This window comes from Gallibacterium genomosp. 1 (assembly GCF_000771875.1).
Taxonomy (GTDB): domain Bacteria; phylum Pseudomonadota; class Gammaproteobacteria; order Enterobacterales; family Pasteurellaceae; genus Gallibacterium.
Genome location: NZ_JPXX01000025.1, coordinates 38,577 through 52,284, shown reverse-complemented (window position 1 = coordinate 52,284; position 13,708 = coordinate 38,577). Strand labels below are relative to the sequence as shown.

Sequence of the window (13,708 nt, the reverse complement as noted above, 5' to 3'; positions counted from 1 at the left end):
GGAATTACTATGTCAGATATTGAGCAATCATTAAATTGGAAATCCACTTCATCCATTCAGAACCTGTTAAAACGAGCCAAAATTATTGCTGATATTCGACAATTTTTTGTTGATCGTGGTTTATTGGAAGTTGAAACCCCTATTTTAAGCGAGTTTTCGGTGACGGATGTTCATCTTTCTACCTTCCAAACAGAATTTACACCGCCTTTTGATCAGAAAAAAACGCTGCATTTAATTACCAGTCCTGAATACCATATGAAACGTTTATTAGCAGAGGGGAGCGGTCCGATTTTCCAAATCTGCAAAGTGTTTAGGAATGAAGAGGCGGGAAAACGCCATAATCCAGAATTTACTATGCTAGAGTGGTATCGTCCTTTTTTTGATATGTATCGTTTAATCAATGAAGTGGATGATTTGTTGCAACAAATTTTAGATTGCCCACCTGCGGAATCTTTGAGCTATCAGTTTGTATTTCAGGAATATGTTGGTATTGATCCGTTATCTGCTACCAAAGCAGAGTTAGTAGAAAAGGCAAAAGCACAAGGATTGATCAACGCAGATATGGAAGGAAGAGATACGTTGCTGCAATATTTATTCAGTGAAGTAGTCGAAAAAAATATTGGACAGGAACGCCCTATTGCGGTTTATCATTTCCCTTCAGCACAGGCGGCATTGGCACAAATCAGTTCGGAAGATCATCGTGTAGCGGAGCGTTTTGAGTTCTATTATAAAGGTTTGGAGTTAGCGAATGGTTTTCACGAATTGACAGATGCAAACGAACAAATGCACCGTTTTGAACAAGATAATCTGTTGCGTGAAAAATTGCATTTGCCACCGCAACAAATGGATAGCCGTTTTCTGGCAGCATTGAAATCTGGAATGCCATCTTGTTCCGGTGTAGCATTGGGGGTAGATCGCTTATTAATGATTGCGTTATCGACAAACAATATTGAAGATGTCATCTCTTTTTCAATAAAAAATGCATAATAGATGGAGGCAAAATGAGAACACTTTTTTTAATGTTGAGTGTATTGCTGGGATTAAATGCTTGTTCTTCACAGATGAAGTCACCGTTGCGTAGCAATCAACCGGTGATTAATATTGAAGCTGTGTTGACACCTTCATTGCAGGTGTCAGCAAATTCATCACAGCTCGAGATAAAAAATAGAGCTGATGAGTTAATTAAAGCTGCTTTCTTGCTGACTTGGTATGACAAAAATGGTGTTACTCAGCGTGCTAACTGGCAGCAGGAAGAGCGGTGGAATGTGTTAACTTTAGCCGCACAACAACAAAAAACGATCCAGTTACAAAAGCCGAATGAAAACAGTGTGAATTACCGTGTCTATTTTAAAGCCAATTAGATAAGAAAAATGAATTTACAAACACAGGGAATGACACAAGGCAGTGAAATTGTCATCATTGATGGGATTCGTTATGTCGCTCGTTATCAAACTCCTGAATTGTTGCTGCTTGGTGTAGATCGTGAACGAGAGGCTGCCGTTTTAAACTATTTGGCTTCTGTTGATAATAAGGCAATTATTTCCCCCACAATCATAGAACAACATTCATATCAACTGGTTGTGAACTATATTTGGGGGAAAACGGCAAAAAAATGGACGAAGCCTTTGTTAAAAAAGGTCGCAGTGGCATTAAAACAGTTACAACAGCAAACGGTTTTTGCAGCGTTGGGTGAAATTAATGTTATTGAACGTTGTACAGAGTTAGCTAAATATGCACCGAATTTAATTGCTCCATCAATACGATCAGACTTAACAGGGGTGAAAACATTGTGCCATTTTGATTTACATCTCGGTAATATTGTAAGAAACGGTCAAAAGTTAGCTTTTATTGATTGGGAGTATGCCGGTTCTGCTCATCCGTTTTGGGAGCTGGCGTTATTTTTGCAAGCTAATCGTTTAACTACAAGGCAAGAAAATTATTTTTTAAAACATTATTTTATCAATCATCCATTGGTCTCATTTCAGCAGTGGCAAGCACAAAAAAAGGCTTGTTTGCAATGGGCAGATTATTTGATCTCACTGTGGCTTATTTGTCATCAACAATTGAATTGAGGGTGTTATGTCTAAATTAATCATTGATTTACAAGGTAAATCAGTAGATGCGGAAGAGATTGAAATTCTTAATCATCCGCTAATTGCTGGCATTATTCTGTTTTCGCGTAACTTTGAAGATATTCAGCAGTTGTTGCATTTAATTAAAACAGTTCGACAAAAAGTAAAACGTCCTCTTCTGATTACGGTTGATCAGGAAGGAGGCAGAGTGCAACGTTTTCGTAAGGGGTTTACGCAATTACCAGCAATGCAGGCATTTAGTGCATTATTACCGAACGATGAACAACAATATTGGATACAGGAAAGTGCGTGGTTGATGGCATCCGAAATGATCGCAATGGATATTGATTTAAGTTTTGCACCGGTTTTGGATGTTGGACATCAATGTAAAGCAATTGGTGATCGCAGTTTCCATCAAGATTGGCATCAGTTATTGCCGTTAGCGGAATCCTTTTGTGATGGTATGCTACAGGCTGGAATGGCAACAACAGGAAAACATTTTCCTGGTCACGGACACGTTATTGCCGATTCGCATCTGGAAACACCAAGGGATGAACGCTCTTTTGCTCAGATTCAACAACAAGATTTGCAACCGTTTCAACAATTAATTGAAAGACAGAAACTGAATGCAATTATGCCAGCACATGTGATTTATACGAAGGCTGATGCACGTCCGGCGAGTGGCTCAAGTTTCTGGTTAAAAAAGGTACTAAGGCAACAGCTTGGTTTTAATGGTATTATTTTTTCTGATGATTTAGGAATGAAAGGTGCTGGTGTAATGGGCGGTTTTGTAGAGCGTAGCCAACAGGCTTTAGAGGCAGGCTGTGATATTTTACTATTATGTAATGAGCGTGCTGGGGTGATTGAAGTGCTGGATCAATTGTCATATCAGCCAACAGAACAAGAAAAAACAGCTTATTTACAATTAACTAAGAAAAAAACGTTTTCTTTATCTCAGTTACAAGCAAGTGAACGTTGGCTTAAAGCACACCATTTTTTATCCTCATTACAACAAAAATGGTTAGAGGTAAAAGGTTGATGCAATGTCTTTATTATGCACAAGGGCAATGCTGCTCTTGCACTTGGCTAGAACAAACCTATCAACAACAAATTAAGCGTAAACAACAGCATTTACAACAATGCCTATCCGAATTAGTGAGCGAAGAAACAATCTATTTTCCTCCACAGCAATCGACACAACAGGCGATGCGTAATCGGGCAAAAATGGTAGTTAGTGGCGCAGTGGAGAAACCGATATTAGGTATTTTATCCAATCCTAAAGATATGAACAGTGCAACTGATCTCACTGGTTGCCCACTTTATCCCACTGAATTTAAACAGATTTTCGCTCAATTAAAAGATTTTATTGCTAGAGCAGGGCTTGTGCCTTATAACGTGGCGAAGCGTAAAGGTGAGTTAAAATATTTATTGTTGACACAGAGTCAATTCAATCAACAGTTTATGTTGCGTTTTGTATTGCGTAGTGAAACAAAATTGCCTTTGATTCGTAGAGAATTGCCTTCATTACAACAAAAATTGCCACAGTTAGCCGTGATTAGTGCCAATATTCAACCGCAACATGCGGCTATTTTAGAGGGTGAAACAGAAATTTACTTCACAGAACAACAGGTGTTGGAAGAGCAATTCAATCAGATTTCCCTTTTTATTCGCCCACAGGGCTTTTTTCAAACTAATCCGCAAGTTGCTGCTGCTTTATATCACACTGCTCAACAATGGACACAAGCATTGCCGATTAAACAGATTTGGGATTTGTTCTGTGGGGTAGGCGGTTTTGGTTTGCATTGTGCGTTAGCTAGAAAAAAGGTTGAACCGGAGGTGTCATTAGTCGGTATTGAGATTTCAGAATCGGCAATCCGCTCTGCACGTTTAGCAGCTGAAAAAGCTGGATTATATAATGCGATATTTCAGGATCTTGATGCGAGTAAATTTCAAGCACATCAAGGTGATAAACCAGATTTAGTAATTATAAATCCGCCAAGACGAGGTATTGGTGAAAAATTAATACAATATTTAAATGAACTACAACCTCGTTTTTTACTATATTCCAGTTGTAATGTAACGACAATGCAGCAGGATTTACAACGCTTATCTGGTTATCATTTAAACAAAGTACAGTTATTTGATATGTTCCCACATACGGCACACTATGAGGTATTAGTGTTGTTGGAATTAACTAAATAAAATTTCGCCACAGGAGGTCAATGTGAAAAAGATAGAGGCAATTATTAAACCATTTAAATTGGATGATGTGCGTGAAGCATTATCGGATCTCGGAATTACCGGTATGACAGTGAGCGAGGTAAAGGGATTTGGTCGACAAAAAGGTCATACCGAGCTTTATCGTGGAGCGGAATATATGGTAGATTTTCTGCCTAAAGTGAAATTGGAAATTGTTGTAGTTGATGAGCAGGTTGAACAGTGCGTTGAGGCGATTATTGATAACGCTCAATCTGGAAAAATCGGTGATGGCAAAATTTTTGTGTATGATGTCGAACGGGTAATTCGTATTCGTACCGGAGAAGAAAACGAGGATGCAATTTAGTGGGAATAATTTATGTTGTATTTGCTTTAGTTGCTGGTGTTGGGCTTGCTTCTCAGGCGGCAATTAATAGTCAGCTCAGTAAAGTGGTTGCCGGTCAGCCGTTAATTGCGGCATTAATTTCTTTTGCTACAGGAGCATTAGCGTTGTTGGTGGTATGTTTGCTTAAGACAAATTTATGGGAAGGCTTGCAAAATCTTGCTGGGCAACCGTTTTGGAAATTTATTGGCGGGCCATTAGGTGCGTTAGTGGTGTTTACTACGATTTTTCTTGCTCCGAAAGTAGGCATTACCAATATGCTATTTTTTATCATTATTGGGCAGCTGATTGCGGCGATGATTATTGATCATTTTGGCTTAATTTATATGCCGGTGCGAGAGGTTACTGTCTGGAAAATGGTAGGTATGTTGGTGGTAATGGGAGGATTATTGCTATTCTTTTTCGGTGATAAGTGGTTTTCAATAAAAGGATAAATAATGACTCAGTTTAAAGTTGGATTAGTTTCTATTTCAGATCGTGCCTCGCAAGGTATTTATGAAGATAAAGGATTGCCTTCTTTGCAACAGTGGCTAGAGCAGGCATTAATAGCGCCTTTTACGGTAGAAAAACGTTTGATTCCTGATGAACAGTCGTTAATTGAACAAACATTAAAAGAGTTGGTGGATGAGTGTGGTTGTCATTTAGTGTTGACTACTGGTGGAACAGGGCCAGCAAAGCGAGATGTAACGCCTGATGCAACATTAGCAGTGGCTGATCGAGAAATGCCGGGTTTTGGAGAACAAATGCGACAGATTAGTTTGCAATTTGTGCCAACCGCTATTCTTTCGCGTCAAGTGGGGGTGATCCGTAAAGAAAGTTTAATTCTTAACCTGCCAGGGCAGCCGAAAGCAATTAAAGAAACGTTGGAAGGATTGAAAGACGAAAACGGTAAAGTGATTGTGAAAGGTATTTTTGCTGCTGTACCTTATTGTTTGGAGTTATTAAGTGGTATTTATATTGATACTCATAAAACAATTGTTGATAGTTTTAGACCAAAGAAAAAGTAGAGCAAAAAGTCGAAAATGAAAATGGTTGCTGGTAAGTTAAAAAATAAACAGCAACCATTTATTTATACTAATTATTTATTTTGATTTTTTTCTTCACAATTTTTAATGTCGGCACATTTACCATAGAGATATAGACTGTGTGAAAGTAATTTTATTCCGTTCTGCTCACTGATCTCTTTTTGTCTTCTCTCAATAAGATCATCATTAAATTCAAACACTTTGCCACAATCCATACAAATAATATGATCGTGGTGTTCCTGCGGAGCAAGCTCAAATACAGATTTATTTCCTTCAAAATTATGGCGAATAAGAATGTTGGCTTCGTCGAATTGATTTAAAACGCGGTATACGGTTGCTAATCCAATTTCTTCATCTTCTTCAAGCAACCATTTATAAACATCTTCAGCTGAGAAATGTTGTACCGGAGTACGTTGCATTAATGAGAGGATTTTTAAACGTGGTTCAGTAATTTTTAATCCCACTTTTTTTAATAACTTAATGTTTTCGTCTACAATATTTGTTGTCATACTCGCCTCTAATTAAATCAATGTCATAAATTTTTGTATATCTTAACTTTATGAATGATAAATGGATAACTGAAAATTTCTATTAAGAAGATAGAAATAATCCATTTCAGAAGTATGGATTATTTCGTTTTTGAATGCAAATGATAATTAAAGGGGTTAAGCAAGTTGATCTAAACACATTTCGCTATAAAGTTGTTTACACCATTTTTCAACGCGTTCATTGCTTAATTCCGGTTGGCGATCTTCATCAATACATAATCCGACAAAAGTTTTTTCATCGATCAGTGCTTTTGATGATTCAAAGTGATAACCTTCCGTAGGCCAATAACCGACAATTGTCGCACCGTGAGGTTCGATAATATCACGGACTGTTCCCATTGCATCACAGAAATAATCAGCATAATCTTCCTGATCACCGCAACCGAAAATAGCAACTAATTTATCTGTAAAATCTATTTCTTCCAAGGTTGGAAAGAAGTCATCCCAGTCACACTGCGCTTCACCGTAATACCACGTCGGGATTCCGATCATAATAAAATCGTAAGCTTCAATATCTTCTTTTGTGCTTTTGGCTATATCGTGAATATCAACGAGTTCGCTACCTAACTGTTTTTGGATCATTTTGGCAATATTTTCTGTATTACCAGTATCGCTACCATAAAATAAACCAATAAGTGCCATATTAATTCCTATTTTTGTCTAAATATGTTTGTAATATTTGTTCGATCAATTGTTGACGACTCATATTTGCCGTTTCTGCTAATTGTTCAAGTTGATTTACCATTGTTGTGTGTAATTTTAGTTCAACTCGTTTTAGACCCACAGCTTTATCGCGACGTAACTGATTTCGTTTATTAATGCGGATTTGTTGTTCGCGACTAAGCGGATTTGTGCGAGGTCTTCCGACTTTAGCAACGTGAGCAAATAAGTCTAATGTTATGCAATCTGCTTCTTGTTTTGCCATTATTATACTCACTGAAAACCATCTTTCAGACTACTTGAGATTGATAAGCTGTTTTGTGGCGTGCAATATATCACAGTTTCCAGCAAACTGAAAATATCACGCCATTTAAATTTATGACTTTTGTTGTAGATGTCTTTCAATTGCTCGAATCACATATTGTGGTTTATCGGCGTGTACCCAATGTGCAGCACCATTAATAGTAAATGCATTAGCATTAGGAAAAAGCTGCATAATTTTATCTCTGTATTGAGGTAATACATAATTGGAATTTCCACCACGAATAAATAGCGTAGGCAACGTGCATACATTATCGTTTTCAGACCAATCCATAAGTTGTTGATAACGTTTAAACAACACGTTGGTATTAAAACGGAATCTTTGAGGCTGTTTTGCATCAAATGATTTTAAGACAAACTGTAAAATTGCCGAGTTTTCAATATACTGTTCCATAATAACTTTTGCTTGTTGGCGTGTTTCCGATTGAGCTTCAGCAACAGCAAACAATGCTTGGAAGATAGTGCTGTGTTCGTTATGGGTATAAGTAACCGGTGCAATATCGAGTACAATTAAACTTTTTACATATTCAGGGTAAGTCAATGCAAATTGCATAGCGGTTTTGCCCCCCATTGAATGTCCGATAATAATGACTTTCTTCAGGCCAAGATGTTGCAGAGCTCGTAATAAATCATCAGCCATTAATGGATAATTCATCTCATCGTGATGAAAGCTTCTGCCGTGGTTACGTAAATCGATTCTTAATAAAGAATATTGTTGATCAAAAGCTTTAGCAATGATGCCCAAATTGTTCATATCACCAAAAAGTCCGTGAATAAAAACAAGAGTATCTGCTTGAGCATTTGCAGAGGGTTGATAATCGAAATTAAGTAATGGAGTGATCATAATAAATTTTATCTAAGGAAATGATGGTTGAAGATAAAATATTTCTTAATAAGGATCAAGTTTTAATCAGTTATGAAAAAATGGTTGATAAATTAAACATAATGCGGATTTTATTTTCGGCTTTGTCTTGTTATGACGTATAATAATGGTCATTTAGCAGAACTTGGAGCAAATGATGAAAACAATTAGTATTGATGACGAACTTTACCAATATATTGCCAGTAACACGCAAGCAATCGGTGAAGATGCCTCAACAATTTTACGTAGATTATTAAATTTTCCTCAAGTTCAAACAAAAAAAGAGCATATTTCATCGAATGTTGTGGAGATGGGTAATCAGAGTAATAATAGCCGTTCGGAAGGCGAAGCCACTGCGGAGAGAGAATTCAGTCTGACGACTTCTGAACAAACGCCTGTATTACCGAAACAGCCGAGCAAAGAGGTAATTGAGCATACGAATCGACAAATTCAAAAACTCATCAGTTCCGCAGAATTTCTGCACGAAGATAAACAGGTTAATCGTTTTTTAATGATTTTAAGTATGCTTTACCGTGCTAATCCGGAAGGCTTTTCGAGTGCAACAGAAGTGAGCCAAGGTCGTTCAAGAGTTTATTTTTCTTTGGAAGTAGCTGAGATCGAAGCTTCCGGTAGTAGCGTTAACCCTAAACAAATTCCGAAATCACCGTTTTGGGTGGCAACAAATAATAATACAGCTAGAAAATTAAATATGTTAGAGTCTGTTATGCGAGCAATGTATGTGCCTGAGCATTTAGTACAATTAGTGGCATTTCAGTTTACATCGCCACATATTGAAGAGGAAACAATTTGATGTTATGGCAACAATATGCCGAGCTAAAACCAGCAGAAATTGCATTAAAATTTAAATTAAAACAGCAAATTAAAAGCGGGAATAAAACCCGCTTTTCTATTGTTGAACATTATTTGACGTGGCGTGATTTATATCAATTGATTGAGCAATGGGCGGAGAATTGGCAAACACAAGGTATCAGTTTAGGTAAAGGTGTTGCATTAATTGGACGCTATCAACCTGAATTAGTGATTGCCTATTTAGTTGCATTACGTATGAGATGTCGCGTGTTAGTGATTAATCCGATGCTTCCGGCAGAAAAAATTATACAAATTTGTGAACAGTGCAATATGGATTATTTGCTAGATTGCACGCAACTAAATGTAAATAGCTTGGAAGTAGGTAAGTTACAACAGCTTGATTTTGGTTTAGCGGATGATGTAATTCAACAAAGGTTGGCGACAAAATGCCCATTGACTTTTACTTTAACTTCCGGTTCAACTGGGCTGCCGAAAGCTGTAGTTCATACAATATCTCATCATTTATCCAGTGCTGAAGGTATTTCACCGTTATTACAGATTGATGCGAGCAGTGAATGGCTGCTGTCATTGCCATTGTTTCACGTTTCCGGACAAGGCGTAATTTGGCGTTGGTTACAGAACGGTTGTTGTTTACGTTGTGTCGGTGACAATATCTACCAAGATTTATTACAGGTTACTCACAGCTCTTTGGTACCGACACAATTACAGCAGTTTCTTCAGTTTCTACAGGACGATAAAATTTCATCCTTTCGTTTAACTCATATTTTGTTGGGTGGGACGCATATTCCGGTGGCGTTGACTCAACAAGCAATCAACGCTGGTATTCACTGTTATTCTGGTTATGGAATGACGGAAGCTGCATCGACTGTATTTGCGAAAAAAAGTGATTCCAGTGCTGGTGTCGGTTATCTTTTACCGTTGCGAGAGTATCAATTGGTTGAAGGGGAAATTTGGGTGAGAGGTAAAACACTGGCGTTAGGTTATTGGCAAAAAAATGGTGAGATAAAAACATTACTAAATAAAGAGGGTTGGTTTGCAACGCGAGATAAAGGTTATCTGGGAAAAAATACGCAAGAATTATTTATTCAGGGACGGATTGATAATATGTTTATCTCAGGTGGAGAAAATATCCAACCTGAAGAGATTGAGTCTTTTATTTTGCAACAACCTGATGTAAAACAGGTTGTTGTTTTGCCGGTTGAAGATCAAACATATGGGCAGCGTCCGGTTGCTGTTATTGATTTTGTGGGAGGCTTTAGTTTTGATAAAGTGAATGGAGTTCAAGCTATTTTGCGAAAAAAATTAGAAAAATTTAAGCAACCTATCGCCTATTATCCATTTGAAAGAGTTATGCCATCGGCTGTAGGTATTAAAGTTTCCCGACATTTTTTGTCTCAACAATTATCATTATTTTTACAAAATTCAGAGGAATAATATGTGCAAACGTATTTTTGTTTTCGTGCTGTTTTTGGCGGCTTTATTTGCCTGTATTAATGTGCAGGCTCAAATTCCTTCCGCGAACGATATCCAGACGCAAATTGCAGCACAAAAAGCAAATCCTAACAGTAATGAAGCCACGCAACAACAATTACTAACTGCATTGAATGACAGTTTGGATTTATTGAAACAGTTGGATGAGCAGAAAAAACAGACAAACGAGCTGAACAGTCAGATTAAAACGGCAACAATAGAAATTCCTAAATTACAGGCAGAGTTACAAAAACTTAAAACAAATTCTAATAATGCAATCAATACCGATGATTTAGCAAAATTGTCGGAAGATAATCTACAAAAGAGAATGGAGCTCTCTTTTCAAAAAGTGGATGAGTTGCAAACTACACTAAATGAAATTGCCTCTAAATTAGTAAGCCAACAGACGTTGCCAGATCGAATTCAATCGATATTAAGGGATAATTTGGCAAAAACACAGACGATTAATAAAGCGTTAGCGGATAGTCAGCTCGATCCGATTTTTGTGAATAAATATCAAATTGAGCTAGCATTGATTGAAGCGCAGAATGACTATAATCAAACTTTATTGAAAGAGAGTTCTACGTTTAACTCTTGGTATGAATTACAGCGTGATCAAAAAACTTACTATTTACAGCAGGCGAAAAGTGAACAACAAGCATTGCAATCTGTACTCAATAACAAACGTTTAGATGCCTCTAAAAAACAATTAGCGCAATTAGAGAAATCTCAACAGACAAAGGATGACAATGTTAATCCATTGATTCAGAATGAGTTAAATCAGAATACGCAATTAAGTCAGCAGTTATTGAGTGAAACTCAAACTTCCAATCAATTGTCGCAAGAGAGTTTACGCATTAAAAATGTGTTGGATAACTTAACACAAACACAGCGTAGTATTGATGAACAGATTAGTGCATTGCAGGGGACTTTAGTCTTATCCCGTATTATTAATCAGCAAAAACAGAATTTACCGACCGATCAAACGATAGAAGGTTTGGGAAAGCGTATTGCTGATCTGCGTGTACAGATTTTTGATTTAACGCAAGCAAGAGATGCTATTTACGCACCGGAAGAGTATATCACTAAGCTACCTAATTCTTCAGGATTGAGTGATGCTGAGAAAAGCACTTTAATTTCGGTATTATCTGAGCGGAAGAAAATTTATTCGGATATTCTTAAGTTATTAAATACACAGTTAAATTTAGCGATTACTATTGAGTTAAATCAGCAACAGGTCAGGTTAATTAGTGATGATTTGCAACAAAAATTACAACAGCAGAGTTTCTGGGTTAAGAGCAATAATCCAATTGATTGGGATTGGATAGTCTCATTTCCGAATTTGGCGTTGACACAGTTAAAGAATATAAGTAATGCGATTGACACGCGCCATTTCAGTCGTAATCTTATTCCGATGCTAGGCTTTGTTTTGTTCCTATCTTTAGTTGCAGCATTGATTTATTCACAAAAAGTGAAACTACAATCTTGGCTAGCAAAGATAAATTCTCAAGTTGGTTCATTAAATGCAGATAGTCAGTGGCATACGCCGTTAGCTATTTTGTTAACAGCAATATTAGTAGTGCCTTATCCATTGATGTTTTTAATCATTTTTGTGCTGGTGGGGCATTTCATCATTGCCGATCCTATTTTAGCATGGCCGTGGACATTAAAAATGGCAGGTTATTGGTGGCTATTTTCTTTCTTGATTGAATTATTGAAACCAAATGGTCTTGTTTATCGCCATTTTGGTTTGGCAAAAGAGAGTGGTAAGTTATTTTTAGCGGTATTAAAGCGTTCGATTTGGGCGATTATTTTCTTAATTAATACCACTCTGATTAGCGATATGAGTAATACGCCGTTGACTAATGATGTTATAGGCGAGGTTATTACTATCTCGGCGTTGATTTTCTGTGTCTTAATTATTGCCCCTCGTTTTGGATATGCGGTAAGAAAGTATGAAGCAACACAAGAAAATGATGGCGGTTCTCAACACGTTGGGCCTGTATTGTTGAAAGTTATTCGTGTATTGTTACTATTAATTCCGATAGCATTGATCGTGTTGATTGTCGTTGGTTATTACTATACTGCTTTAAATTTAATTACGCATTTTATTGCTAGTTATTTGGTTACTGTTTTATGGGTATTAATCAAACAGATTACAGATCGCACATTAGCGGTATCAGCAAGACGTTTAGCGTATAAACGCTTAAAAGAGCAGCGGGAGAAAAATCAAAATAAAAATGAAAATGGGCGTTCAGAGGAAATTGTAATTGATACTAAAGATTCCGAATTGGCATTGAGTCAGGTTAAACAACAGGTGGCGCGTATTGCTGAATGGGCATTATGGGCAGTATTAGTCTGTTTTTACTATATTGTATGGTCAGATTTATTAGCAGTGGCGTATCACTTGGAAAGCATCACTTTGTGGCAACAGACGGTTGCCACTGAAACAGGCACGGTAGTGGAATCTATCACCTTATTAAATATGTTATTGGCAATTTTTATTCTATTAGTCACTTATGTGTTAGTCAGAAATATTGCTGGTTTATTAGAGGTGTTTGTTTTTTCGAGAATTAAACTTTCACAAGGTGCGCCTTATACTATTACAACTTTATTAACCTATTTTATCGTAGCAATTGGCGCTGCTTGGGCATTTTCAACATTGGGAATGTCGTGGTCGAAATTGCAGTGGTTATTTGCGGCATTATCTGTTGGTCTTGGTTTCGGTTTGCAGGAAATTTTTGCAAATTTTGTTTCTGGTATTATTATCCTGTTTGAACGTCCGGTACGTATTGGTGATACCATTACTATCGGTGAATATTCGGGTACGGTTTCCAAAATTCGTATTCGTGCAACCACATTGGTTGATTATGATGGTAAGGAAGTGATTGTTCCGAATAAAGCATTTGTAACGGAACGTTTGACAAACTGGGCATTGTCTAACACGATCACGCGTTTGGTTATTACCGTCGGGGTTGCTTATGGTTCAGATTTGGATTTAACGAAAAGATTGTTGTTACAAGCAGCGAAGGATTGTGAAAAAGTGTTGAAAGAACCAGAGCCAAAAGCTTATTTTCTTACTTTTGGTGCTAGTACTTTGGATCACGAATTGCGTGTTTATGTAGGAGATTTGTCGGACAGATTGCCAACAACAGATTTTTTGAATCGCAGAATTAATCAATTATTTGCAGAAAATAATATTGAAATCGCCTTTAATCAGTTGGATGTTTTTATCAAAAATCAACAAAGCGGTGAAGAAATGAAAGTGGCGACATCGACAGAAAATAAATTAACACAATAAAGTATTAGAAAGAGGAAGC

Annotated in this window: 15 protein-coding genes; 11 read left to right on the top strand and 4 right to left on the bottom strand. The window is 37.1% G+C overall.

The window, feature by feature from the left end:
* Positions 1–9: 9 nt before the first annotated feature.
* Genes epmA through mog form a run of 8 tightly spaced genes read left to right on the top strand, consistent with a single transcriptional unit; the run spans position 10 to position 5,678 of the window.
* Positions 10–987: an elongation factor P--(R)-beta-lysine ligase gene (gene epmA / locus JP36_RS09185; RefSeq protein WP_039136442.1), complete on the top strand. Its 978-nt coding sequence runs from the start codon at positions 10–12 to the stop codon at positions 985–987.
* 14 nt (positions 988–1,001) lie between these two features.
* Positions 1,002–1,361, top strand: coding sequence for a YcfL family protein (locus JP36_RS09180; RefSeq protein WP_039174075.1), 360 nt, complete (start codon positions 1,002–1,004; stop codon positions 1,359–1,361).
* 9 nt (positions 1,362–1,370) lie between these two features.
* The gene (locus JP36_RS09175) at positions 1,371–2,072 is read left to right on the top strand and encodes a phosphotransferase (protein ID WP_234702179.1); all 702 of its coding nucleotides are present in this window, start codon (positions 1,371–1,373) and stop codon (positions 2,070–2,072) included.
* A gap of 7 nt (positions 2,073–2,079) precedes the next feature.
* On the top strand, positions 2,080–3,111 hold the full coding sequence (nagZ, locus tag JP36_RS09170; protein WP_039174072.1) for a beta-N-acetylhexosaminidase: 1,032 nt from the start codon (positions 2,080–2,082) through the stop codon (positions 3,109–3,111).
* The gene (gene rlmC, locus JP36_RS09165; protein WP_081964371.1) at positions 3,111–4,274 is read left to right on the top strand and encodes a 23S rRNA (uracil(747)-C(5))-methyltransferase RlmC; all 1,164 of its coding nucleotides are present in this window, start codon (positions 3,111–3,113) and stop codon (positions 4,272–4,274) included. The genes nagZ and rlmC overlap by 1 nt, the downstream gene beginning before the upstream one ends.
* A 22-nt stretch (positions 4,275–4,296) precedes the next feature.
* Positions 4,297–4,635, top strand: a complete 339-nt coding sequence (gene glnB, locus JP36_RS09160; RefSeq protein WP_013746768.1) for a nitrogen regulatory protein P-II — start codon at positions 4,297–4,299, stop codon at positions 4,633–4,635.
* Positions 4,635–5,105 carry a DMT family transporter gene (locus JP36_RS09155; protein ID WP_039174067.1) on the top strand — a complete coding sequence of 157 codons (471 nt, stop codon included), beginning with the start codon at positions 4,635–4,637 and terminating at the stop codon, positions 5,103–5,105. Before glnB ends, JP36_RS09155 begins: the two co-directional genes overlap by 1 nt.
* Positions 5,106–5,108: 3 nt before the next feature.
* The gene (mog, locus tag JP36_RS09150) at positions 5,109–5,678 is read left to right on the top strand and encodes a molybdopterin adenylyltransferase (protein ID WP_039174065.1); all 570 of its coding nucleotides are present in this window, start codon (positions 5,109–5,111) and stop codon (positions 5,676–5,678) included.
* Positions 5,679–5,749: 71 nt separating this feature from the next.
* Here mog and fur read toward each other — a convergent pair whose 3' ends face one another.
* The 4 genes from fur to JP36_RS09130 form a co-directional block, all read right to left on the bottom strand.
* Positions 5,750–6,193 (bottom strand): ferric iron uptake transcriptional regulator, encoded by a 444-nt coding sequence (gene fur / locus JP36_RS09145; RefSeq protein ID WP_039094609.1) that lies wholly within the window; start codon positions 6,191–6,193, stop codon positions 5,750–5,752.
* A gap of 168 nt (positions 6,194–6,361) precedes the next feature.
* Positions 6,362–6,886 carry a flavodoxin FldA gene (gene fldA, locus JP36_RS09140; RefSeq protein WP_039136432.1) on the bottom strand — a complete coding sequence of 175 codons (525 nt, stop codon included), beginning with the start codon at positions 6,884–6,886 and terminating at the stop codon, positions 6,362–6,364.
* A 1-nt stretch (position 6,887) separates the two neighbouring features.
* Positions 6,888–7,169: a LexA regulated protein gene (gene ybfE, locus JP36_RS09135; RefSeq protein WP_013746773.1), complete on the bottom strand. Its 282-nt coding sequence runs from the start codon at positions 7,167–7,169 to the stop codon at positions 6,888–6,890.
* A 111-nt stretch (positions 7,170–7,280) separates the two neighbouring features.
* Positions 7,281–8,069 (bottom strand): alpha/beta fold hydrolase, encoded by a 789-nt coding sequence (locus JP36_RS09130; RefSeq protein WP_039174063.1) that lies wholly within the window; start codon positions 8,067–8,069, stop codon positions 7,281–7,283.
* 172 nt (positions 8,070–8,241) lie between these two features.
* Here JP36_RS09130 and seqA point away from each other — a divergent pair, with 172 nt between their 5' ends.
* The 3 genes from seqA to mscK are packed head-to-tail and all read left to right on the top strand — an operon-like array spanning position 8,242 to position 13,689.
* A complete protein-coding gene (gene seqA / locus JP36_RS09125) occupies positions 8,242–8,898 on the top strand; it encodes a replication initiation negative regulator SeqA (protein WP_234702178.1) in 657 nt (218 codons plus the stop codon).
* On the top strand, positions 8,898–10,352 hold the full coding sequence (menE, locus tag JP36_RS09120; RefSeq protein WP_039174057.1) for an o-succinylbenzoate--CoA ligase: 1,455 nt from the start codon (positions 8,898–8,900) through the stop codon (positions 10,350–10,352). The genes seqA and menE overlap by 1 nt, the downstream gene beginning before the upstream one ends.
* A gap of 1 nt (position 10,353) precedes the next feature.
* Entirely contained in the window at positions 10,354–13,689 is a 3,336-nt protein-coding gene (mscK, locus tag JP36_RS09115; protein WP_039174055.1) for a mechanosensitive channel MscK, read from the top strand.
* Positions 13,690–13,708 lie beyond the last annotated feature (19 nt).